This is a genomic window from Klebsiella sp. K5-306 (genome assembly GCF_051835185.1).
Taxonomy (GTDB): Bacteria; Pseudomonadota; Gammaproteobacteria; order Enterobacterales; family Enterobacteriaceae; genus Klebsiella; species Klebsiella oxytoca.
The window spans coordinates 70,900-94,019 of the sequence record NZ_JAIFJY010000018.1; the positions used below are offsets into that span (position 1 = coordinate 70,900).

The 23,120-nt window shown below is 56.3% G+C and carries 22 protein-coding genes and 1 pseudogene; 9 read left to right on the forward strand and 14 right to left on the reverse strand.

The window, feature by feature from the left end; translation table 11 throughout:
• Positions 1-61: 61 nt before the first annotated feature.
• Entirely contained in the window at positions 62-1,435 is a 1,374-nt protein-coding gene (gene cpxA / locus K2184_RS23395; protein WP_004107505.1) for an envelope stress sensor histidine kinase CpxA, read from the reverse strand.
• Positions 1,432-2,130 carry an envelope stress response regulator transcription factor CpxR gene (gene cpxR / locus K2184_RS23400; RefSeq protein WP_004107514.1) on the reverse strand — a complete coding sequence of 233 codons (699 nt, stop codon included), beginning with the start codon at positions 2,128-2,130 and terminating at the stop codon, positions 1,432-1,434. The genes cpxA and cpxR overlap by 4 nt, the downstream gene beginning before the upstream one ends.
• Positions 2,131-2,279: 149 nt before the next feature.
• On the opposite strand from cpxR, the gene cpxP reads away from it, so the two are divergent.
• From cpxP to pfkA, 3 genes are all read left to right on the forward strand, one after another.
• Entirely contained in the window at positions 2,280-2,783 is a 504-nt protein-coding gene (cpxP, locus tag K2184_RS23405; RefSeq protein WP_004107516.1) for a cell-envelope stress modulator CpxP, read from the forward strand.
• 149 nt (positions 2,784-2,932) lie between these two features.
• On the forward strand, positions 2,933-3,829 hold the full coding sequence (gene fieF, locus K2184_RS23410) for a CDF family cation-efflux transporter FieF (protein ID WP_004107519.1): 897 nt from the start codon (positions 2,933-2,935) through the stop codon (positions 3,827-3,829).
• Positions 3,830-4,031: 202 nt separating this feature from the next.
• Positions 4,032-4,994: a 6-phosphofructokinase gene (gene pfkA, locus K2184_RS23415; RefSeq protein WP_004107521.1), complete on the forward strand. Its 963-nt coding sequence runs from the start codon at positions 4,032-4,034 to the stop codon at positions 4,992-4,994.
• A 58-nt stretch (positions 4,995-5,052) separates the two neighbouring features.
• Here pfkA and rraA read toward each other — a convergent pair whose 3' ends face one another.
• The 7 genes from rraA to priA form a co-directional block, all read right to left on the reverse strand.
• Entirely contained in the window at positions 5,053-5,538 is a 486-nt protein-coding gene (gene rraA / locus K2184_RS23420) for a ribonuclease E activity regulator RraA (protein ID WP_105889438.1), read from the reverse strand.
• Positions 5,539-5,630: 92 nt separating this feature from the next.
• On the reverse strand, positions 5,631-6,557 hold the full coding sequence (menA, locus tag K2184_RS23425) for a 1,4-dihydroxy-2-naphthoate polyprenyltransferase (RefSeq protein WP_004107525.1): 927 nt from the start codon (positions 6,555-6,557) through the stop codon (positions 5,631-5,633).
• A 204-nt stretch (positions 6,558-6,761) separates the two neighbouring features.
• A complete protein-coding gene (hslU, locus tag K2184_RS23430; RefSeq protein WP_004107529.1) occupies positions 6,762-8,096 on the reverse strand; it encodes an HslU--HslV peptidase ATPase subunit in 1,335 nt (444 codons plus the stop codon).
• A 9-nt stretch (positions 8,097-8,105) separates the two neighbouring features.
• Positions 8,106-8,636: an ATP-dependent protease subunit HslV gene (gene hslV, locus K2184_RS23435; RefSeq protein ID WP_004107530.1), complete on the reverse strand. Its 531-nt coding sequence runs from the start codon at positions 8,634-8,636 to the stop codon at positions 8,106-8,108.
• A 91-nt stretch (positions 8,637-8,727) separates the two neighbouring features.
• A complete protein-coding gene (gene ftsN, locus K2184_RS23440; RefSeq protein ID WP_071530263.1) occupies positions 8,728-9,696 on the reverse strand; it encodes a cell division protein FtsN in 969 nt (322 codons plus the stop codon).
• A gap of 91 nt (positions 9,697-9,787) precedes the next feature.
• Entirely contained in the window at positions 9,788-10,816 is a 1,029-nt protein-coding gene (cytR, locus tag K2184_RS23445; protein WP_004107539.1) for a DNA-binding transcriptional regulator CytR, read from the reverse strand.
• 150 nt (positions 10,817-10,966) lie between these two features.
• Positions 10,967-13,162 carry a primosomal protein N' gene (priA, locus tag K2184_RS23450; protein ID WP_032729193.1) on the reverse strand — a complete coding sequence of 732 codons (2,196 nt, stop codon included), beginning with the start codon at positions 13,160-13,162 and terminating at the stop codon, positions 10,967-10,969.
• 230 nt (positions 13,163-13,392) lie between these two features.
• On the opposite strand from priA, the gene rpmE reads away from it, so the two are divergent.
• Positions 13,393-13,608 (forward strand): 50S ribosomal protein L31, encoded by a 216-nt coding sequence (gene rpmE, locus K2184_RS23455; protein ID WP_004107543.1) that lies wholly within the window; start codon positions 13,393-13,395, stop codon positions 13,606-13,608.
• 43 nt (positions 13,609-13,651) lie between these two features.
• Here the strand turns inward: rpmE and K2184_RS23460 are convergent, their stop codons facing one another.
• The 3 genes from K2184_RS23460 to metJ all read right to left on the reverse strand — a co-directional run bounded on the left by K2184_RS23460 (position 13,652) and on the right by metJ (position 15,095).
• Complete coding sequence (locus K2184_RS23460; protein ID WP_049128818.1) at positions 13,652-14,317, reverse strand: TIGR02117 family protein; 666 nt, start codon at positions 14,315-14,317, stop codon at positions 13,652-13,654.
• A 24-nt stretch (positions 14,318-14,341) separates the two neighbouring features.
• Positions 14,342-14,713, reverse strand: a complete 372-nt coding sequence (locus K2184_RS23465; RefSeq protein WP_053064498.1) for a YiiX/YebB-like N1pC/P60 family cysteine hydrolase — start codon at positions 14,711-14,713, stop codon at positions 14,342-14,344.
• 64 nt (positions 14,714-14,777) lie between these two features.
• On the reverse strand, positions 14,778-15,095 hold the full coding sequence (gene metJ, locus K2184_RS23470; RefSeq protein WP_004107547.1) for a met regulon transcriptional regulator MetJ: 318 nt from the start codon (positions 15,093-15,095) through the stop codon (positions 14,778-14,780).
• A 265-nt stretch (positions 15,096-15,360) separates the two neighbouring features.
• On the opposite strand from metJ, the gene metB reads away from it, so the two are divergent.
• Both metB and K2184_RS23480 read left to right on the forward strand, forming a co-directional pair.
• On the forward strand, positions 15,361-16,521 hold the full coding sequence (metB, locus tag K2184_RS23475; RefSeq protein ID WP_049128819.1) for a cystathionine gamma-synthase: 1,161 nt from the start codon (positions 15,361-15,363) through the stop codon (positions 16,519-16,521).
• Between the two features lie 2 nt (positions 16,522-16,523).
• Entirely contained in the window at positions 16,524-18,956 is a 2,433-nt protein-coding gene (locus tag K2184_RS23480; protein WP_004107549.1) for a bifunctional aspartate kinase/homoserine dehydrogenase II, read from the forward strand.
• Here K2184_RS23480 and K2184_RS23485 read toward each other — a convergent pair.
• Positions 18,931-20,067: a hypothetical protein gene (locus K2184_RS23485; RefSeq protein ID WP_053064499.1), complete on the reverse strand. Its 1,137-nt coding sequence runs from the start codon at positions 20,065-20,067 to the stop codon at positions 18,931-18,933. The genes K2184_RS23480 and K2184_RS23485 overlap by 26 nt on opposite strands.
• A gap of 22 nt (positions 20,068-20,089) precedes the next feature.
• Here K2184_RS23485 and K2184_RS23490 point away from each other — a divergent pair.
• Positions 20,090-20,626: pseudogene (locus K2184_RS23490) on the forward strand (5'-nucleotidase C-terminal domain-containing protein); the annotation flags it as partial.
• Positions 20,627-20,631: 5 nt separating this feature from the next.
• Here the strand turns inward: K2184_RS23490 and K2184_RS23495 are convergent.
• Positions 20,632-21,033 (reverse strand): carboxymuconolactone decarboxylase family protein, encoded by a 402-nt coding sequence (locus tag K2184_RS23495; protein WP_004107552.1) that lies wholly within the window; start codon positions 21,031-21,033, stop codon positions 20,632-20,634.
• 91 nt (positions 21,034-21,124) lie between these two features.
• Between K2184_RS23495 and K2184_RS23500 the strand changes: the two genes are divergently transcribed.
• Positions 21,125-22,030 carry a LysR family transcriptional regulator gene (locus K2184_RS23500; RefSeq protein WP_163525540.1) on the forward strand — a complete coding sequence of 302 codons (906 nt, stop codon included), beginning with the start codon at positions 21,125-21,127 and terminating at the stop codon, positions 22,028-22,030.
• A 166-nt stretch (positions 22,031-22,196) separates the two neighbouring features.
• Entirely contained in the window at positions 22,197-23,084 is an 888-nt protein-coding gene (gene metF, locus K2184_RS23505; RefSeq protein WP_004107554.1) for a methylenetetrahydrofolate reductase, read from the forward strand.
• Positions 23,085-23,120: the final 36 nt, after the last annotated feature.

Genomic DNA, 23,120 nt, shown 5'->3' on the forward strand with positions numbered 1-23,120 from the left:
GTTGCGCCTTATCCGGGCTACCCGTTTCGAACCCGGCCTGGCGAAGCGCAGGCCGGGAGAATCAGGTACGCTTGTACAGCGGCAGCCACAGGGTTAAGCGCAAGCCGCCCAGCGGGCTGTCGTCGGCTTTCACCCAACCGCGATGCTGCTGGATTGCCGCTTCGACAATCGCCAGCCCCAGCCCGGTACCGCCAGACTCGCGATCGCGCGCCTCATCGGTACGGTAGAACGGACGGAAAATCTGCTCGCGATCCTCCGGACTTACGCCCGGGCCGTCATCATCGACGTTAACCGTGATGCCATCTTTATCCACCGAGAAGCTTACCGAAATTTTGGTATGCGAGTAGCGCAGCGCGTTACGCACGATATTCTCCAGCGCGCTTTCCAGCGCATTGGGGTTACCGTACAGCGGCCAGGGCCCCGGCGGATACTCGACGGTGAACGATTTCCCCATCTGTTCGGCTTCAAAGGCGGCGTTATCCAGCACCTCGCCCCACAGCTGGTTGGCTTTCACCGTCTCGCTGACCAGCGCGGTTTTCGCCTGATTGCGCGACATCACCAGCAGGTCGTTGATCATGCTATCCAGCCGGTGCGCTTCCATCTCAATCCGCTCCAGCTCTTTGCTTTCCCCGCTGCGGCGGCGCAGCAATGCGGTGCCTAACTGCAGGCGGGTCAGCGGCGTGCGCAGTTCGTGCGAGATATCGGACAGCAGACGATGCTGGCTGGACATCATGCGCTCCAGCGCGGTCACCATCTGGTTAAAACTGGTCCCGGCGGCTAAAAACTCCTGCGGACCGGCTTCCAGCTCCGGATGCTGACGCAGGTTGCCCTGGGCGACTTCATCGGCGGCATTTTTGAGCTTACGCGCGGGTTTCGCCAGGCTCCACGCCAGCCATAACAGCAGCGGGGCGCTGACTAACATCGTGACGATGAGCAGCAACAAAGGCCGGTCGAACAGCAGATTGATGAAGTCTGATTGTGAGGTATTAGCAGGGCGAATCAGATAGAGCTGGTAGTTATCTTCTCCATCCCTGACGGAAAAAGGCCCGACCATTTCCAGACGACCATAGCGTTTTTTCTGCGGATGGTCGGCGTTATCCGCCTGGCCGATAAAGTTGCGGATAATCTGCATTTCGTTGCGTTCCGCGCCGATGACGCGACCCTCGCTGGTGACCAGCAGCAAACGCTGGCCCGGCGGAGCCCACTTATCGATAGCGCGAAACAGACGACGCCACCACATCAGGTCGTTCGGCGGATCGTTCGCCAGTTCGGCCTCGACGTGCTGTTCAATCATGATGCCCTGACGTTGCTCGCTCTCCAGCAGCTCGGTCATCTGGCGCGAGTCCAGCTTGGGCAGCATCAGAACCAGCATCAACACCAGCGCCAGCGTGAGCCAGAAAATAGCGAAGATGCGTGCGGTTAAACTTCCAATCATGAAGCCGATACCATCAGATAGCCGCGTCCGCGCAGCGTTTTAAACCACGGATGGCCGTCCTTGCGCTCCGGCAGCTTACGCCGCAGGTTGGAGATGTGCATATCGATTGCGCGGTCGAATGGCGTCAGGCGTTTACCTAATACTTCCTGGCTAAGATGTTCACGCGATACCACCTGGCCAAGATGCTGCGCCAGAAGATAGAGCAGGGTGAACTCGGTGCCGGTCAGTTCCAGGGTCACGCCATCGAAGCTGGCTTCCTGGCGACCGGGGTTAAGGCTTAGCGCATCCACTTCCAGCGTCGGTGAACCGGCTTCGGTTGTCTGCTGCTGCTCGCTCCAGTGCGATCGGCGCAGAATAGCGCGTATACGCGCTACCAGCTCACGATCGTTGAACGGCTTAGGCAGATAATCGTCCGCGCCCAGCTCGAGGCCGAGAACGCGATCCAGCTCGCTCCCGCGGGCCGTTAGCATGATAACCGGGGTCTGGTGCGTCTGACGCAACTCTTTGAGTGTATCGATACCGTTTTTCTTCGGCATCATCACATCAAGCAAAAGTAAATCGATGCTGTCGTCCAGAAGGGCCAGCGCCTGTTCCCCGTCATGGGCTACGAGCACATTAAAACCTTCCATATCGAGCAGCTCTTTTAACAGGGAGGTGAGCTCCCGGTCATCATCTACTAACAGGATTTTATTCATTGTTTAAATACCTCCGAGGCAGAAATTACGTCATCAAGGCTCGCTAATCCATGACTTTACGTTGTTTTACACCCCCTGACGCATGTTTGCAGCCTGCATCGTAAACTCTCTATCGTTGAATCGCGACACAAACGTTTTGGGAGTATGTGATGCGCAATGTTATCGCTGCCGTCATGGCCTCAACGCTGGCGCTAAGTGCATATAGCCAAGCCGCTGAAGTCGTCACCAGCGTTAACTGGCTCCCCGGAGACGAAGGGGTCCAGCGCAGCAGCCAGAGCCATATGTTTGACGGCATAAGTTTAACTGAACACCAACGGCAACAGTTACGAGATCTTATGCAGCGGGCACGCCACGAAAGGCCACCCGTTAATGTTAGCGAAATGGAGACAATGCATCGCCTTGTCACCGCAGAAAATTTTGATGAAAACGCTGTACGCGCTCAGGCAGATAAGATGGCGCAGGAACAGGTTGCCCGCCAGGTTGAAATGGCAAAAGTTCGCAACCAGATGTACCACCTGTTAACGCCAGAGCAGCAAGCGGTTTTAAACGCTAAGCACCAGCAACGAATGAACCAGTTGCGTGAGGTTGCAAGGATGCAAAAAGGCTCAGCGATGATGCTTTCGAGTAGTAGCAATACCCTGCAACCCCAGTAACAACCCTGTTTTCCTTGCCATAGACACCATCCCTGTCTTCCCCCACATGATGTGGGGGTTTTTTTTGCCTGTTATTCAGCCTCTTCCCGGCTCCCCGTCGCGGTAAATTATCGGGTTATACTAAGCGCATCGCGAAGTAAGGAGCGTTTATGAATCAATCCTATGGGCAGCTGGTGAGTCGCGCGGCGATTGCGGCGACGGTGATGGCCTCTGCGTTACTTTTAATTAAGATTTTTGCGTGGTGGTATACCGGCTCAGTGAGTATTCTGGCGGCGCTGGTTGATTCGCTGGTGGATATCGCCGCCTCGTTAACCAACCTGCTGGTGGTGCGTTATTCGCTACAACCCGCCGATGAAGAACATACCTTTGGTCACGGCAAGGCGGAATCGCTGGCCGCGCTGGCGCAAAGCATGTTTATTTCTGGATCGGCACTGTTTCTGTTCTTGACTGGTATCCAGCACCTCGTGCGGCCTGAGCCGATGAACGCGGCGGGTGTCGGGATGGTAGTGACGCTGGTTGCGCTGATAAGCACGCTGGTGCTGGTGACCTTTCAGCGCTGGGTAGTGAGAAAAACGCAAAGTCAGGCGGTGCGGGCGGATATGCTTCATTATCAGTCTGATGTTATGATGAACGGCGCAATTCTGGTGGCGCTGGCTCTCTCATGGTACGGCTGGCATCGTGCTGATGCGCTGTTTGCATTAGGTATAGGCGTCTATATTTTATATAGCGCGCTGCGCATGGGTTATGACGCCGTTCAGTCGTTATTAGACCGCGCGTTACCTGATGAGGAACGCCAGGAAATTATCAATATCGTGACCGCATGGCCAGGCGTCAGCGGGGCGCACGATCTACGTACGCGGCAGTCAGGGCCGACTCGCTTTATTCAGATTCATTTGGAAATGGAAGATAATCTCCCGCTGGTTCAGGCACATGTGATTGCCGATCAGGTGGAGCAGGCGCTGTTGCTCCGATTCCCGGGTTCCGATGTGATTATCCACCAGGACCCCTGTTCGGTGGTGCCGTTAGCGCAGCAGGGTGTTTTATGATCTTTAAGTTGTTATCTGTAAACTCGATGTAAAAATGTGGGGCGGATCGGCATTATTTGTATAAATTACCGCCATTTGGTCTGACCTGAATCAATTCAGCCAGAAGCGTTTGATATACTATTGCAATTATCGTTGTGCACTCCTGGTGAGGGGCGCTTCAGGCAACAGGATTATTTTTTGCTTCCTAAGTTCAGAGGTAGTCATGATTAAGAAAATCGGTGTGTTGACAAGTGGCGGTGATGCCCCGGGCATGAACGCAGCAATTCGCGGCGTTGTGCGCGCGGCATTAACGGAAGGTCTGGAAGTTTTTGGAATCTATGACGGTTACCTCGGCCTGTATGAAGATCGCATGGTTCAGCTCGACCGCTACAGCGTTTCCGATATGATCAACCGCGGCGGCACCTTCCTGGGTTCGGCGCGTTTTCCAGAATTCCGCGAAGAACATATTCGCGCCGTCGCGATTGAAAATATGAGAAAGCGCGGCCTCGATGCGCTGGTAGTCATCGGCGGTGACGGTTCTTATATGGGCGCCGTACGCCTGACTGAGATGGGCTTCCCTTGCATCGGTCTGCCGGGCACCATCGACAACGATATTAAAGGCACCGACTACACCATCGGTTTCTTTACCGCTCTGAGCACCGTGGTTGAGGCTATTGACCGCCTGCGTGATACTTCTTCCTCTCACCAGCGTATTTCCGTTGTTGAAGTGATGGGCCGTTACTGCGGCGACCTGACCCTGGCGGCAGCCATCTCCGGCGGCTGCGAATTCATCATGGTTCCTGAGGTTGAGTACACTCGCGACGATCTGGTTGCTGAAATCAAGGCGGGTATCGCGAAAGGTAAAAAACACGCGATTGTGGCGATCACCGAGCATATGTGCGACGTCGACGAGCTGGCTCACTATATTGAGAAAGAGACCGGCCGTGAAACTCGCGCAACCGTACTGGGCCACATTCAGCGCGGCGGCTCCCCGGTTCCTTATGACCGTATTCTGGCATCCCGCATGGGCGCGTACGCGATTGACCTGCTGCTGCAGGGATTCGGCGGCCGTTGCGTCGGTATTCAGAACGAGAAGCTGGTTCACCACGACATCATCGACGCTATCGAAAACATGAAGCGTCCGTTTAAAAGCGACTGGCTGGATTGCGCTAAGAAGCTGTACTAAGCTCAGACGCAAACAAAAAGGCCTTCTCAGAGAGAAGGCCTTTTTTATGGGCGGGACGCTACTCGATATCCAGAGCATCCTCCGAAAGGATGATCCCGGTGTTATCGGCGTAGAGATGGTCGCCGGAAAAGAAGGTGACGCCGCCGAAGTTGACGCGAATGTCGCTTTCGCCGATGCCTTCCCCTGCGGCGCCAACGGGAATGGCGGCCAGCGCCTGGATACCGATATCCAGATCTTCCAGGTCGTCAACCTGACGCACTGCGCCATAGACGACCAGCCCTTCCCACTCGTTTTGTACGGCCAGACGCGCCAGGTCAGCGTCAATCAATGCGCGCCGAACGGAACCACCACCGTCAACTAACAGGACATGGCCACGGCCGTTCTGTTCGAGCATATCGTAGAGCAACCCGTTATCCTCGAAACATTTTACCGTGATGATTTGTCCACCAAACGACGAGCGCCCCCCAAAGTTGGAGAACAGAGGTTCCACGACGTTGACATCCTCCTGGTAGATGTCACAAAGCTCGGAAGTATCGTATTTCATAGGCTTAACGTTCAGTTGCTGCGAGAATTTTCAGTATATCTCGTGAATCGTGCTGTTGGCAAAATCATCAATTGTTAATTGATATTTGTCAGTTAAGCCGCGAGTCGGCTGCAAATAATTCCGATAACAAACAGCAGGTTGGTTAACAGGGCGCCTTTTACGGTTCTTTCCAGCATTGGGCGCATGGCGACCGGATCGCGCTCGCGCATGACATAACGCGCCTGCTTAACCAGCAGCGGGGTGGCCAGCAGGAACAGCCAGCCCCACGGATTATGCAGTGAGATCAGATTAAACAGCGCCAGGCATAGCAGCGCGCCAAGCAGCAGGCAGGCATGATAGCGACGAGCGTTAACCGGCCCGAGGCGTACCGCAAGGGTGTTTTTACCGTTTTCACGATCGCTGTCGATATCACGCAGATTGTTAATATTCAGCACCGCCGTCGCCAGCAAACCGCAGGCAGTGGCGGGTAAGAAAATGACCGCTTCCACGCTGTGCGCCTGAAGATACCAGCTTCCCACGACGCTCAGCCAGCCGAAGAAAATCAGCACTGAAATATCGCCAAGGCCGATGTAGCCGTAAGGACGGGTGCCGACGGTATAGGTAATTGCAGCAACGATTGAGAGTCCGCCAAGCACCATAAAACCGATAAAGTCGGCCATGGTTTGCCAGGCCAGGAACAGCAGCGCCAGGCCAGAAAGGCAAATCAGCGCTACGGTGAGTATCAACGCGCGTTTCATCTGCGCCTGGGTAATTGCCCCTTTCTGCATGCCGCGAAGGGGGCCGATACGGTCGGGCTTATCGCTGCCTTTTACCGCGTCGCCATAATCATTGGCCAGATTGGAGAGGATTTGCAGTAAACCGGCGGTAATGATTGCCAGCAGGGCAACCCAGGGATCGAAACTTCCCTGATGCCAGGCCAGAGCGGAGCCGACAATAATGGCGGCAAAGGCCAGAGGCAACGTTTTGGGGCGCAGGCTTTCCAGCCAGGCCTGAGTGCGAGTGATAGCGTGTTCGGTCATAAGTCCCGGCCAATAAAAAATGGGGCTCTACCCTTGATACGTCAAGCTGCAGGTGCGTTGGCTACGCTCATTCAACCCAGCCATGTACTCAGGTACACTGCCGGGAAAAATGAGGGCACTCAGCCAAAGGCCGCCTTGTGACAACTCGAATTATTTAGGGTATCTATAGCCCCATCTATAGTGATGAAAATATATTGAACCGGATTATAAGATAAAACGACTCAGATCTTCATCTGCCACCAGAACATCCAGATGCTTACCGACATATTCCGCATCAATGGTGACGGTTTGGCCATTCATTTCGCTGGCATCGTAGGAGATATCTTCGATCAGACGCTCCAGGACGGTATGCAGGCGACGCGCGCCGATGTTCTCGGTGGTTTCGTTGACCTGCCAGGCAGCCTGCGCGATACGCTTGATGCCGTCATCCGTGAATTCGATATTGACGCCTTCGGTGGCCATCAGCGCTTTATACTGTACGGTGATGGACGCGTTCGGCTCGGTCAGAATACGTTCGAAGTCGTGGGTGGTCAGCGCTTTCAGCTCAACGCGAATCGGCAGACGCCCCTGTAATTCAGGAATCAGGTCGGATGGGCTGGCTACCTGGAACGCGCCGGAGGCGATAAACAGGATGTGATCGGTTTTCACCATGCCGTGCTTGGTGGAAACGGTGCAGCCTTCAACCAGCGGCAGCAGATCGCGCTGTACGCCTTCACGAGAGACATCAGGACCGGACGAGTTGCCGCCGCGCTTACAGATTTTGTCGATCTCATCGATAAACACGATACCGTGCTGTTCAACGGCGTCGATGGCATCCTGCTTCAGCTCTTCCGGATTGACCAGCTTAGCCGCTTCTTCTTCGATCAGCAGCTTCATCGCGTCTTTGATTTTCAGCTTACGCGGCTTTTGCTTCTGTCCGCCCAGGTTCTGGAACATCGACTGCAGCTGGCTGGTCATCTCTTCCATGCCCGGAGGGGACATGATTTCTACGCCCATCGGCGCGGCGGCGAGGTCGATCTCAATCTCTTTGTCGTCGAGCTGCCCTTCGCGCAGTTTTTTACGGAAAGACTGGCGCGCGGCGGAGGGTTCCTGAGGCTGTTCAGCCTGGCCCCAGTTGTTTTTCGCCGGTGGGATAAGCACGTCGAGGATGCGCTCTTCCGCCAGCTCTTCGGCACGGTAGCGGTTTTTATCGATGGACTGCATGCGTACCATTTTGATCGCCGCATCGGTCAGATCGCGGATAATCGAGTCCACTTCCTTACCAACATAGCCCACTTCGGTGAATTTAGTGGCTTCCACCTTGATGAACGGCGCGTTGGCGAGCTTTGCCAGACGACGGGCGATTTCTGTTTTACCGACGCCGGTCGGACCGATCATCAGAATGTTTTTTGGCGTGACTTCGTGACGCAGCTCTTCGTTGAGCTGCATACGACGCCAGCGGTTACGCAGAGCGATGGCGACGGAGCGCTTGGCTGCGTCCTGGCCGATAATGTGTTTGTCCAGTTCGCTGACAATTTCGCGTGGGGTCATTTCAGACATGGGAGATCCTTACGCTTTAGACGGTAATTCTTCGATGGTATGGAAGTGGTTGGTATAAATGCAGATATCACCTGCAATATTCAACGCTTTCTCTGCGATATCGCGTGCGCCCATATCGGTATTTTCCAGCAGGGCGCGAGCCGCGGCCTGGGCGTAAGGACCGCCGGAGCCGATAGCAATCAAATCATTTTCTGGCTGCACCACGTCACCGTTACCGGTGATGATGAGGGATGCGTTTTCGTCAGCCACGGCCAGCAAGGCTTCCAGCTTGCGCAGCATGCGGTCGGTACGCCAGTCTTTCGCCAGCTCAACGGCGGCTTTCACCAGATGGCCCTGATGCATTTCCAGCTTACGTTCAAACAGTTCGAACAGCGTGAAGGCGTCAGCGGTGCCGCCCGCAAAGCCGGCGATCACTTTGTCGTTGTACAGGCGGCGCACTTTTTTCACGTTGCCTTTCATTACGGTGTTGCCCAGCGTAGCCTGGCCATCACCGGCAATAACGACATGGCCATTACGGCGAACACTTACAATTGTAGTCACGAGCAGACCCCTTGGTTGCAAAAGCGGAATAGGGGCCCCGCGGTTTACGCGGGGCAGAATGCAATTATAGATGGGGGGGTTTTTAAGGGTTTCAACCCCTGGCGGCGAGACGAATGCAGTTTGCGTGTCCGGCCATCTTCAGCCGTTCAATCATATTGCTGGCGTTTTCTTTGCCCTTCAGCGGCCCAATCACTACGCGGTTCCAGCCGTTATTGGTGGTGATATGCGAGGCGAAGCCTTCAAACGCCAGCTGCGCGCGAACGGTCTCCGCCTGCTCTGCGCCTTTAAAGGACCCGCACTGGATCATCCAGCTGCGATCGTCTTTTTTCTCCGCGGTAGCGGTTTTAGGCGCTTCTTCAACGCGGGTTACCGGCGCGGCGGCCTGCGTTTTTGGCTGGGCGGTGCTGGTATGCGCCGGCGTTTGCAGCAGATCCTGATACGGCTGCTGATTCGATGCCGTTTGCTTCGGCTGCTGCTGTACCGGTTTGGCTTGCTCGACGGCCCGAGGCTGCGTACGCGGTTGCTGTACCTGCGTCTGGGCCTGCGCTAACTGCTGTTGCTGCACCTGCTGTTGCGCTAAACGCTGACGCTGTAGGGTTTGCTGGCGCTGCGCCGGGGTTTGTTCATTCCACGGCACCTCGGTCAGCTGCGTAGGCTGCTGACGCATATCAGCCTGCATTTGCGCTAACAGCTGGCGCTGCTCGTCCGTCAGCTGCTCCGGTTTCATGACTTCACCGCCTGCCGTGGGTTCCGTAGGCGCGCGGACGCCGGGCTGGCGACTCTCCAGCTCTTTAATATAGCGCCAGCGTTCTTCGGGTTTCGGCGGCAAGCCATTGCCCGCCGCCTGGCGATTCTGCAGCGCTTCAGCTTCTTCTTTCTTGTGGTGCGTGATGAAGTACAGTCCACCGATAAAGGCCACCAGCACCGCCGCGGCGATCGCCACCATAGCAGGTGAAACCGCCGAAAGGCCGCCTTGCTTGTTCCTTGAGCTTCGGGAGTTGCTCTTTTTGCGCCGCGAAGAAGCCGGTTGGCTGCGGCGTACATAATCTCGTTGTGCCACTATCGTTTCGCTGTCTTATTCGTTTTTCAGCCCGCCATGTTACTTAAGCGGCGGGCCTTTGACCAGAAGAGCAGGCCCGAAAGCCTGAAGATTATGTTCGGATTTTGCGCGTACTGCCGCGAACGATAAGCTCGCAGTCGAGCAATCGTGACCCGCTGCTGACGCTGTGGCCGTGCAGTTGATCCAGTAAAAGTAGCATCGCTTCGCGGCCAATATCAAAACGTGGTTGCGAGACCGTCGTCAATGGCGGATCGCAAAATTCAGACAAAGAGATGTTATCAAAACCAATAATAGACAGATCTTCAGGAACTTTCAGGCCGCGACGCTTCGCCAGCGATAATGCGCCCAGCGCCATGATATCGCTATGGCAGAAAATCGCCGTCGGTGGTTCCGGGAGCGTCAGCAACTGCTCCAGGGCGTTGGCGCCGGCTTCATAGGTAAAATTACCGCGGGCGATATAGTGCGGATCGACGGTTATTCCGCTCCGGCGTAGCGCCTGGACATAGCCCTGCAGGCGGTAATGGCATAACGGCATCTCTTCCGGACCGGCGATACAGCCAATGCGGCGATGCCCCAGTTCGTGCAGATAGTTAACGGCGTTGAACGCGGCGGTGAGGTTGTCGATATGCACCGTCGGCAGCTCCAGCTCGGGAGCGAATTCATTGGCCATGACCATCGGCGGCAGATTGCGCTGTTCTTCTACGCCCGCATCGAAGGGCAGACGAGAGCCCAGCAGCAGCATGCCGTCGATCTGCTTGGTAATAATCAGGTCAATAAAGGTCTTTTCCTGACGATTCTGATGGGCGCAATCGCCAATCAGTACCAGATACTCCTGCTCCGCCGCGGTGACTTCAATGCCGCGAATAATCTCGCTAAAGAAGGGATCGCAGATATCCGGCACTATCACCAGAATGGTGCGCGACTCGTTGCGTTTCATGTTGCGCCCGAGCGATTGCGGTAAATAGCCGACTTCAAGCGCGGCCTGTTCAACCCGGTTGCGCGTGCTCTGCGAAACCTTATCCGGGTTCATTAACGCTCGGGATACGGTTGCCGTAGAGACGTTTGCCTTCTGGGCGACGTCTTTCATGGTGGCGGCAACGATCTGTTTTTTGGGCTTCACCTGTTTTCTCCTCGCTGGCTTGCGCAGACACATCCCTGGCGTTCTGACATCAGCCACATTTTTAACAGATAGTACATCCAGAGAGTTACAGAATTTTCATGAAAAACGTGATGGTGGTTGAATTTTTCGATCCGCCTCGCAACAGAAGCCTTAACCTTCAATAGGATCGACATCCAGAACCCATTTCACTTTTCGCGCTTCCGGCAGCGTGTTGATCAACGCCAGCGTCCCGCTGACGATATGCTGTAGCTGACTACGCGACGGATGCTGCAGGAGTATTTGCCAGCGCCAGCGGCCTCCGCGCTTTGGCGCCAGCGCCGGAACCGGACCGAGCACCCAGAGCTTGCTATCCGCCAGCGGGCTGGCCTGCAGTAAATTCCGCAACTGCTGTAAAAAGAGCGGCGCCTGCTGATTGTTATGGTCTTCGGCGCGAATCAGCACGTGGCTGGTCCACGGCGGCAGCTGCATGCTTTGCCGCTCCGCCAGCGCCTGCTCAGCAAACGCGTCGTATCCTTTATAGAGGAGCGTTTGCAGCAGCGGATGTTCAGGATGATGGGTCTGCAGGATCACCTCGCCCTGTTTGCCGGCACGGCCTGCGCGGCCCGATACCTGGGTATAAAGCTGAGCGAAGCGTTCCGCCGAGCGGAAATCGGCGGAGAACAGCGCACCGTCAACGTCCAGCAGGGAAACCAGGGTGACATCCGGGAAGTGGTGACCCTTCGCCAGCATCTGTGTGCCGATAAGAATGCGCGCGCCGCCGCGATTAACATCGGCAAGATATTGCTCAAGCGCGCCTTTGCGGCTGGTGGTATCTCTGTCGATACGGGAAATCGGGATATCGGGGAACAGCGGTCCCAGCGCCTGTTCAAGCTGCTCAGTGCCCAAACCTACCGGCACCAGATGCGTAGAGCCGCAGGAGGGGCACTGGCGCGGGATCGGACGCTGGCTGTCGCAGTGGTGGCAGCGCAGATGATGCTGAGCCTGATGCAGCGTGTAGTAGCTGTCGCAGCGCGGGCACTCTGCTATCCAGCCGCAGTCGTGGCACAACAGCGCCGGCGCGAATCCGCGGCGGTTCAAAAACAGAATGACCTGGTTATCGGCCTGCAGATGCTGGCGCATGCGGCTAATCAGCGTCGGGGACAGCCCGGCCTGCAGCTGCTGGCCTTTTAAATCCAGGACATGCTGTTGAGCCGGCCGCGCATTTCCCGCGCGCCTGGTCAGCTTGAGCTGGCGATACTTGCCCTGGCGGACGTTATGAAGCGTTTCCAGCGCCGGGGTTGCCGTGCCCAGGATGATCGGGATTTGCTCGCTGTGGGCGCGCCAGACCGCCAGATCGCGCGCATGGTAGCGCCAGCCCTCCTGCTGTTTGTAAGAGCTGTCGTGCTCTTCATCGATCACGATTACCCCGAGGTCTTTAAAAGGGGTAAATAGCGACGAGCGGGTTCCAATCACAATCGCCGCTTCGCCGTTTTTGGCTTTTAGCCACGCGGAGAGGCGCTCGCTGTCGTTCAGCCCGGAGTGCAGGACCTCTACCGGGGCGTTAAAACGGTGGCGGAAACGGGCGATTGTCTGCGGCGTCAGGCCGATTTCCGGCACCATTACCAGCGCCTGGCGCCCCTGCGACAGCACGTTTTCAAGGACGCTCAGATAAACTTCCGTTTTGCCGGAGCCGGTGATCCCGGCCAGCAGCCAGGCGGAAAAACGGTCCGAGGCGCTATGAATCGCGCCAACGGCGGTGGCCTGTTCGGTATTAAGCCGCAGGCGCTCTCCGGGCACCGAGAAGCCTGTTCGCCAGTCGGTGATAGCGGGCGCTTCGCTGGCGAGTTCGGCAAGGCCTTTACCCCGCAGCGCCTGCAGCGCGGCATCGTTAAATTCCAGTTCGGCAACCTGATGGCGCCAGATTTTTCCCTGACGCAGCGCCGCCAGCGCCTGCTGCTGTTTGCGCGAGCGCTTAAGGCTGTTGATATCAACCGCTTGCCCCTGTTCGGTGGCAAACCAGTACCACATTGGCGCCGCGCTGGCGGGTTTCCCCTGGCGCAGCATGATCGGTAGCGCGTGAAACAGTACATCGCCGATGGGGTGGTGGTAATAGTCCGCCGCCCACAGCAGCAGCCGCCAGACCGAAGAGGAGAAGACCGGCTCGGCATCAAGAACTTCGGCCACCGGCTTGAGTTCGTCAAGCGGCAGCTCGCTGCGTTCGCTGACTGCCGTCACGATACCTATCCGCTCCTGCTTGCCGAACGGAACGCGCACGCGACAGCCCGCTTTGACCGGCATACCTTCAGGCAGCAAATAGTCAAAAGTGCGGGGCAGCGGAACGGGCAGGGCAACATGAGCGACGGGCATTTAATCTTCCTGACTTGAAATCTGGCGGGTTAGTATACACATTGTGATAAGGGCTCGCGGATCAGTTTGCATATGCTGGTCAAATTCTGTATGATTCGCCGCCTTTGATGTGCTTCGTGCAGCATCAAAATCTATTACCCGGTAGTGTAATCGCTCCGGGAATTATTAACATCGCGTGGTGTCTGGCGTTAGGGCTGGAAGAGCGACGCGGCCTTAACTGAGGTTCTCCCATGAAAAAAGATATTCATCCGAAATACGAAGAAGTTACTGCTTCCTGCTCTTGCGGTAACGTCATGAAAATCCGTTCTACCGTAGGTCACGACCTGAACCTCGACGTGTGCGGTAAATGCCACCCGTTCTACACTGGCAAACAGCGTGATGTTGCTACCGGTGGTCGTGTTGACCGCTTTAACAAGCGTTTCAGCGTACCGGGTACCAGCAAGTAATTTGCTGAAGAAGCCGCCTCAGGGCGGCTTTTTTGTCTCTGCTTTACAGAGGATAGCAGTATCGATTCAGACAGCTTTTATTCTCTTCTACCGCCTTCATCACGCTTCCCGCCGTCAGTTTTAACGAAGTGTTCATGGCCATTCCCGCGCTTTCCAGTCCCTTTGCCGTCCATTTATTACAGGTATTAAATATCCCGTAGCGGCCGTTTGCTGCGTAAAACTGGCTGTCGCCGTAGATCCCTTTTTTCAACGGTATCAGCTCCCCTCGTTCATTACGGGCAAAGCTGCGACCGATGTAGCGCAGCAGGCTATTATTCTGGCCCGGGGTAAGGCTTAATGCCGTCATTGCGCTTGCGGAAAAATAGCTTTCGGGCGCTCCTGAAAAGGCGACTACGTGCATTACCGCGCCGGATGACCAGAACATAGCCTGCAGCGTAAGTCGGGTGGTTATCTCCTGCGATTGATAAAAACCTTTATCGCCCCAGCCGATTTCATACCACTGTTCCCGCTGAGGAAAGCGTACGTTAAGCTGCGGCAGAATTTTGTTCACGTCATTGGCGGCCAGGATAATCCCGGTGTGCCAGCCGTGATTGACGATATAGATTTCTGGCCCGGACGACGGTTTTTCTGGCGTCGGTTTGATGGCCTGAGGATAGGTGGCGCAGCCGTAAAGCAGGAGGACTATCCAGGCAACAAGCAGATTTTTCACGATCAATTACCTCGGGAACAGAGGTCAGTTTTTTTCAACGGTTTCCAGCTGCGGCGCGTCAAATAGCGCCTGCGGCGAGATGACGGTTTCGTCCATCGGGATCGCCTGACCGTAACGCTCTCTGAGTCTGGCACGAACGAGCGGGGATCTGAGGTCGAATTCGCTCAGCTTTTGCAGCGGCGTGTAAACCACGGGCCCGATGGCTTCAAAGACGTAAGGTTTTTTATGACGGATCACCACCATACCGGTGTGGCTGTAAGCGGAATGGGTCGCCAGCTGAATGGCTTTGCTTTGCGATGAGCGGGAGATTTGAAAAACGATATCGCCGGTTTGCGGCACCCAGGCGTGCGCCGGAAAGGCCGACGCCAGGCTCAGCGCCAGTACGCAGTATTTCATGGCATAACATCCTTGTTATCCAACTAAAAAGAGCGGCTGGTTTGCCCCGCCGCCCTGAGTGATTTTAGTATTCCCACGTATCCGGGTCGATGCCCAGTTCGCGCATAATCTCTTTTGCCGCTTCCGGGATTTCATCGCTGCGCTCTTTACGCAGGTCTTCATCGTTAGGCAACGGTTGACCGGTAAAGGCATGCAGGAACGCTTCGCACAGCAGTTCGCTGTTAGTCGCGTGACGCAGGTTGTTCACCTGACGACGCGTGCGTTCATCGGTGAGGATTTTTAACACCTTCAGAGGAATGGAAACCGTAATTTTTTTTACTTGTTCACTCTTCTTACCGTGCTCAGCGTATGGGCTGATATATTCGCCGCTCCATTCAGCCATGAGTTACCTTTAATCCTCTATTCATTAGTTAAGGGCCTGAACGTGGGTCCCGGCCATAATTGCGCGTAGTTTACCGTAGAGGGGCGCGTCTGACACCAAACAAGCCGCCACGGATGTGCGCTAATGCATATAATTTTAACGGCTATTTCCGGTTTGCTCAATCTATACGCAAAGAAGTTTAGATGTCCAGATGTATTGACGTCTATTATAACAATGATTACTCTGACACCTGACTTTTCACCGACTCAGCCAGGAACTCCCCAACATGACGCGTAAACAGGCCACCATCGCAGTGCGTAGCGGTTTAAATGACGACGAGCAGTACGGTTGCGTTGTCCCGCCCATTCATCTTTCCAGCACCTATAACTTCACCGGATTTAACGAACCGCGCGCCCACGACTACTCTCGTCGCGGTAATCCGACACGTGATGTTGTGCAGCGCGCGCTGGCGGAGTTGGAGGGCGGCGCAGGATCGGTCCTGACGAATACCGGGATGTCGGCAATTCTGCTGGTGACTACCGTCTTCCTGAAACCGGGCGATCTGCTGGTGGCGCCTCACGACTGCTACGGCGGCAGCTACCGTCTGTTTGATAGCCTGGCGAAGCGTGGCTGCTATCGCGTGCTGTTTGTCGATCAGAATGACGAACAGGCGCTGCGCGCCGCACTGGCGGAAAAACCGAAGCTGGTTCTGGTCGAAAGCCCAAGTAATCCATTGCTGAGAGTTGTGGATATTGCGAAAATCTGCGGTCTGGCGCGTGAGGCTGGAGCGGTCAGCGTGGTTGATAACACCTTCCTGAGCCCGGCTTTGCAGAATCCGCTGGCGCTGGGCGCCGATCTGGTGTTGCATTCATGCACCAAATATTTGAACGGTCATTCTGATGTGGTGGCCGGGGTGGTTATCGCCAAAGATCCGGCGACCGTCACCGAACTGGCATGGTGGGCGAATAATATCGGCGTCACCGGCGGGGCGTTTGATAGCTATCTGCTGCTGCGCGGTTTACGTACGCTTTCTCCGCGTATGGAAGTGGCGCAGCGCAACGCGCTGGCGATTGTCGACTACCTGAAAACCCAGCCGCTGGTGAAAAAACTGTACCATCCGTCCCTGCCGGAAAACCAGGGGCATGAGATTGCGGCGCGTCAGCAAAAAGGCTTTGGGGCGATGTTAAGCTTCGAGCTGGATGGCGATGAGCAGACGCTGCGTCGTTTCCTGAGCGGGTTATCGCTGTTTACGCTGGCGGAATCGCTGGGCGGCGTGGAAAGCCTGATTTCTCACGCCGCGACGATGACCCATGCGGGCATGGCGCCTGAAGCGCGTGCGGCCGCCGGGATCTCAGAAACGCTTCTGCGTATTTCGACCGGTATTGAAGATGGTGAAGATTTAATTGCCGACCTGGAAAATGGCTTCCGGGCAGCAAACGAGGAATAAACATGAGTGTGATTGCGCAGGCAGGGGCGAAGGGTCGTCAGCTGCACAAATTTGGTGGGAGTAGTTTAGCGGATGCGAAATGTTACCTGCGCGTCGCGGGTATCATGACGGAGTATTCGCAGGCGGGCGATATGATGGTCGTCTCCGCCGCCGGCAGTACCACCAACCAGTTGATCAGCTGGCTGAAGCTCAGCCAGACCGATCGCCTCTCTGCGCATCAGGTGCAACAATCGCTTCGTCGTTATCAGATGGAGCTGATTTCCGGACTGCTTGCTCCGGACGCTGCCGACGCGCTAATCGCCACGTTTATTCTGGATCTTGAACGCCTTGCCGGGCTGCTTGATGGCGGCGTAACGGACGCGGTCTATGCCGAAGTCGTCGGCCACGGCGAAATCTGGTCGGCCCGCCTGATGGCGGCGGTGTTGAATCACCTGGGCGTAGAAGCCGCCTGGCTGGATGCGCGTAGCTTCTTACGCGCCGAGCGCTCCCCACAGCCGCAGGTGGATGAAGGTTTATCCTACCCGCTTTTGCAGCAGCTGATAGCGCAGCATCCGAATAAACGCCTGGTTGTAACCGGCTTTATCTCGCGTAACAACGCCGGGGAAACCGTACTGCTCGGGCGTAACGGTTCCGACTATTCCGCCACCCAGATCGGCGCGCTGGCCGGGGCGTCCCGCGTCACTATCTGGAGCGACGTGGCCGGGGTCTACAGCGCGGATCCGCGCAAAGTGAAAGATGCCTGCCTGTTACCGCTGCTGCGTCTTGATGAAGCCAGCGAACTGGCCCGTCTGGCGGCTCCGGTACTGCACGCCCGTACGCTGCAGCCGGTTTCCGGCAGCGATATCGATTTACAATTACGCTGTAGCTACACCCCGGATCAGGGCTCTACGCGCATCGAACGCGTACTGGCTTCCGGTACCGGCGCGCGAATCGTTACCAGCCATGATGATGTCTGCCTGATTGAGTTCCAGGTGCCCGGCGGCCAGGATTTCAAACTGGCGCATAAAGAGCTGGACGCGATTTTAAAACGCGCTCAGCTGCGTCCACTGGCGGTTGGCGTACATGCCGACCGTAAGCTGCTGCAGTTCTGCTACACCTCTGAAGTCGCCGACAGCGCCCTGAAGCTGCTCGACGAAGCGGGGTTGCCGGGCGAGCTGCGCCTGCGTCAGAAGCTGGCGCTGGTGGCGATGGTCGGCGCTGGCGTGACCCGTAACCCGCTGCACTGCCACCGCTTCTGGCAGCAGCTAAAAGGCCAGCCGGTAGAGTTCACCTGGCAATCAGAAGAGGGGATTAGCCTGGTCGCGGTGCTGCGCGCCGGGCCGACAGAAAGCCTTATCCAGGGCCTGCATCAGTCGCTGTTCCGCGCGGAAAAACGCATTGGTCTGATACTGTTTGGTAAAGGCAACATTGGTTCCCGCTGGCTGGAGCTGTTTGCTCGCGAGCAGACCACGCTTTCCGCCCGCACCGGGTTTGAATTCATCCTTGCCGGCGTCGTGGATAGCCGCCGCAGTCTGCTCAATTATGAAGGGCTAGACGCCAGTCGCGCGCTGGCTTTCTTTAATGATGAGGCCGTTGAGCAGGATGAAGAGTCGTTGTTCTTATGGATGCGCGCGCATCCGTATGATGATTTAGTGGTGCTGGATGTAACCGCCAGCGAGCAGCTGGCCGATCAGTACCTCGATTTTGCCAGCCATGGCTTCCACGTTATCAGCGCGAATAAGCTGGCTGGCGCCAGTAGCAGCAGTAAATATCGCCAGATCCACGATGCGTTCGAGAAAACCGGGCGCCACTGGCTGTACAACGCCACCGTCGGCGCCGGTCTGCCGGTCAACCATACGGTGCGCGATTTGATTGATAGCGGCGATACCATTTTGGCGCTGAGCGGTATTTTCTCCGGCACTCTCTCGTGGCTGTTCCTGCAGTTTGACGGCACCGTACCGTTTACTGATCTGGTCGATCAGGCCTGGCAGCAGGGGCTGACGGAACCGGACCCGCGCGTCGATCTTTCCGGGAAAGACGTCATGCGTAAGCTGGTGATCCTGGCACGAGAAGCGGGCTACGACATCGAGCCGGATCAGGTGCGCGTAGAATCGCTGGTGCCCGCCCACTGTGAAGAAGGTTCGGTGGATCACTTCTTCGAGAACGGTGAAGCGCTGAACGACCAGATGCTGCAGCGTCTGGAAGCAGCGCGCGAGATGGGGCTGGTGCTGCGCTACGTGGCGCGTTTTGACGCCAACGGTAAAGCTCGCGTCGGCGTGGAAGCGGTGCGCGAAGAGCACCCGCTGGCGGCGCTGCTGCCGTGTGATAACGTCTTTGCCATTGAGAGCCGCTGGTATCGCGATAACCCGCTGGTGATCCGCGGCCCGGGCGCTGGTCGCGATGTGACCGCCGGGGCGATACAGTCGGATATCAATCGTCTGGCGCAGCTGCTGTAAGCGTCGCGTTATACTCTTGAGCCAATGAGACCAGTATTTGCGTCACCCGCCCTGCTGAAAACAGGGCGCTTTGCGTGAACTCGGGTCTCTTTTCCAGCCAGGTTGTGAAGCGTCGGCTGGCCGCGAGGTCAGGGGGCGAGGCGTTCTCGTCCGGCGTTCCGGCAAGCTGGCAGACCATTTTTCGGTTCTCTCCCTGCGTCCAGAGCTGCCACGGATTTTGCCACCAGCCATGATGCGTTTTGCCCTGCAGCCGCCACGGTGCCGAACTGGCGGGGTTGTTTATCTCTTCCTCCACATACCACAGCTCTCCTTTCCGCTGGCGAAACAGAGGCGCCCAGGCAACGATCGCCGCGCCGCGTAAAAAACATTCATGAGCAATGATGTGCGTTTTTATCGCTGGAAAACGATGGCTGAGCAGCTTGAAATGACCGTGTGCGGCGATGACCGGGCGCAGAATGGCGCCGCGGGAATGACGCTTTGGCGCGGCGCTGCCGTACTGTATCTCATCGAATTGACTGCGCTGTAAAAAGCCCGCTTCGGTCTGAGAGATTCGCTGAACGATATCGCCCGCAATGCCCTGAGGCGCTTCTCTTCCCCGCCAGCGATAGCGTAGTGATGCGCCAACCGGAAAAGGCGTGAAGTTCGACGAAAGATGGAGAACATTGCCGCGTACGGCGTCGAAGCTGAGTAAGAGATAGAGTTTCTGCCCGGCCTCATGACCCTGAAACGGCACAATCAACGGTACGCTGCAGATATGCTGCGGGTACTCCATTACCGGGCTATGGTGATGTTTTGGCGTCCAGACTTTTTCACAGCGGCGGCACTGAAGCCGCTGGGTTCCCTTCGGGTTGTAGCCATAGCGAATTATATCTCGCCGATAACAGGCCGGGCAAAAATAGCCAGAGCGCCGGGCGTTATCCGTCAGATAGGCGGCCAGCCAGGGTCGGAACTCATCATCATTAAACAGCGGTGGATAGCTGCCGCAGGCTGCGCAGTACAGCGCGGGATAACCCAGCCGATAGTCCGGAAAACGGTAGTCGGCCGCAGAGGATAAACCCAGGTTACGGCAACCGTAGGTTTTACAGGCGTTAATGGTAAAAAGAGTCTCCACGAGCGGGCCAGCACCAACGATTGGCGTCTCTTCACCGCTGGGCAACCTTGCCGCGGATGCCTTGATGCAGGTGGCAGGTAAGGAGACGCAGCTGGCGTTAACTAACTCAGGCGGTATTCGTAATGAAATTCCCGCCGGGGCAGTGAGCATGGGAGCCGTTATCAGTACCTTCCCGTTCCCTAACGAGCTGGTCACCATGGATTTAACCGGGAAGCAGCTACGTAGCCTGATGGAGCATGGCGCGGGATTAAGCAACGGCGTGCTGCAGGTCTCCAGAGGCCTGGAAATGAAGTACGACAGCAGTAAACCGGTGGGCCAGCGCGTCGTATCGTTTTTGCTCAATGGTCAGCCGATTGAAGATGCCACGGTTTATCATATTGCCACCAACAGCTTCCTTGCCGATGGCGGCGATGGTTTTGCCGCGTTTACCCAAGGGCAAGCGCGTAATACTTCCGGCGGCTACTACGTTTCAAATGCGGTAGTGGACTACTTCAAAGCCGGAAATAAGGTGACGGACGAGCAGCTTAACGACATGCGTGTCGTCGATGTGAAGAAATAGTCGTTTCAGGCCGGGCGGTTAGTCCGGCCTGCCGATCGCTGCGCTGCGAAAACTTCTTTAGCGGCAAACAGGCCATTCAGGGCCGCCGGGAATCCGGCATAGACCGCCATTTGCATGATAACTTCCGTCATCTCTTCTTGCGTCAGACCGACATTTAATCCGGCGGCGATATGCACTTTTAGCTGCGGCGCGGCGTTGCCGAGAGCCGTAAGCGCCGCGATGGTCGCGATTTCCCGGCTGCGTAAATCGAGCCCTGGCCTGGCGTAAATATCGCCGAAGGGAAACTCAATCAGATAGCGGGCGAAATCGGGGGCAATATCCTTCAGGCTATTGACGACGGCATCACCGCCTTTGCCATCCACGCGCTGTAGCATTTCTTGTCCGATAGTAAAACGTTCGCTGGTCATCGCTTTTTCCTCAGTGTGATTGTGCATAGCGATGAAGGTTAGGGAAGTTTACCGGGCTTGAGTAATACCCTTTTCGTGATACCTTTTCAGTATGACAAATTCACGTTTAAAGAATCTGGATATTCGCCTGCTGCGCTACTTCGCCGTTGTTGCGGAGGAAAACAACATCAGCCGGGCGGCGCAGCGGCTATTTATTTCGCAGCCGCCGCTGAGCCGTCATATCCGCCATCTCGAGGCGCAGCTGGGGCTGACGTTATTTTTGCGCCATACCAAAGGCCTGATTCTTACCGAAGAGGGAAGGCGAGTGCTGGACATGGTCCGGCCGCTGCTGGCGCTTCAGGAACGCACTCTGGCAGCGCTGAGCCAGCTCTCGGCACACTCGCAGCAGCCTCTTCGTCTGGGCCTGACGACCGCTTTTGAACAAGGAGTTTTCGCCGCCGCAGAAGCTGCTTTGGGCGAACATAACCGCGCTTTGCATATTACCCGTCAGCCCTCGCCGGCGCTGGCTCAGCGGGTGCGCAAGGGTACACTCGATGCGGCGCTGATCGCCCTGCCGCTGAATACCGATGGCCTTCACCTGCGCGCTTTATCGTATTATGAACCGCTCATCGCGGCCCTACCGGCAGCCTGGCCAGAGGTCGGTCAGGCGGATCTGGCGTTAAGCGCGCTCAATCACCGGCCGCTGTTTTGGTTTAAACGCGAGCGTAATCCCGATTTTTTTGACTATACGCGACGTATTTTTGACCGGGCTGGCTATACGCCCTCCTACGTGGAGGAGCCCGCCGAGCACGATGTTCTGCTGGCGCGGATTGCGCGTGGGGAAGGGATGATTTTACTGCCGGCATCCTTTTCTGCTATTCAGCGTCAGGGTGTGGTTTTCTGTCCTCTTCAGGATGCCAGTCAGCAGCTTCCGCTCAGGCTGGGCGTGGTCACGATGCCGACAAATAAGATGTTGTTGGAAGAGTTGACCGCAGTACTTGAAAAATCATTGCCTTAGTACAGAGGAGATGAATTAATTTCATCCAGGCTGAATATTCCTCACTGTTTACGCTGATTTTTCTATTGACGCCAGTGTCCTTTTCCGTCATTTTTACATCTGGACGTCTAAACGTATAGAAGTTCGCGATACAACAAACAATAAAATGCGATTGATGAGGTAAGGTATGAGCTTTTTTCACGCCAATCAGCGGGAAGCCCTGAATCAGAGCCTGGCGGAAGTACAGGGCCAGATTAACGTCTCCTTTGAATTCTTTCCGCCGCGCACCAGTGAAATGGAGCAAACCCTCTGGAAATCCATCGATCGCCTCAGCAGCCTGAAGCCGAAGTTTGTCTCCGTAACCTACGGCGCCAACTCCGGTGAACGTGACCGTACCCATAGCATTATCAAAGGTATTAAGGAGCGTACCGGGCTTGAGGCCGCGCCGCATCTGACCTGTATCGATGCCAGCCGTGATGAGCTGCGTACCATTGCCAAAGATTACTGGGATAGCGGGATCCGCCATATTGTTGCGCTGCGCGGCGACTTGCCGCCGGGCAGCGGAAAGCCGGATATGTATGCCGCTGACCTGGTGACTCTGCTGAAAGAGGTCGGGGATTTTGATATTTCCGTCGCGGCTTATCCGGAGGTTCATCCCGAAGCTAAAAGCGCGCAGGCAGACTTGCTCAACCTGAAGCGTAAAGTCGAAGCCGGAGCAAACCGCGCGATTACCCAGTTCTTCTTCGATGTGGAAAGCTACCTGCGTTTCCGCGACCGCTGCGTCTCCGCGGGCATCGATGTCGAAATCATTCCGGGTATTCTGCCGGTCTCTAACTTTAAGCAGGCGAAAAAATTTGCCGACATGACCAACGTGCGTATCCCGACGTGGATGGCGAAAATGTTTGAAGGTCTGGACAATGACCCCGAAACCCGCCAGCTGGTAGGGGCGAATATCGCAATGGATATGGTGAAGATTTTAAGTCGTGAAGGGGTGAAAGATTTCCACTTCTATACCCTGAACCGCGCGGAAATGAGCTACGCGATTTGCCACACGCTGGGCGTGCGTCCGGCGTAAACAAGATTCAGTTTCCTCCCCTTATCTTCCTTCTTT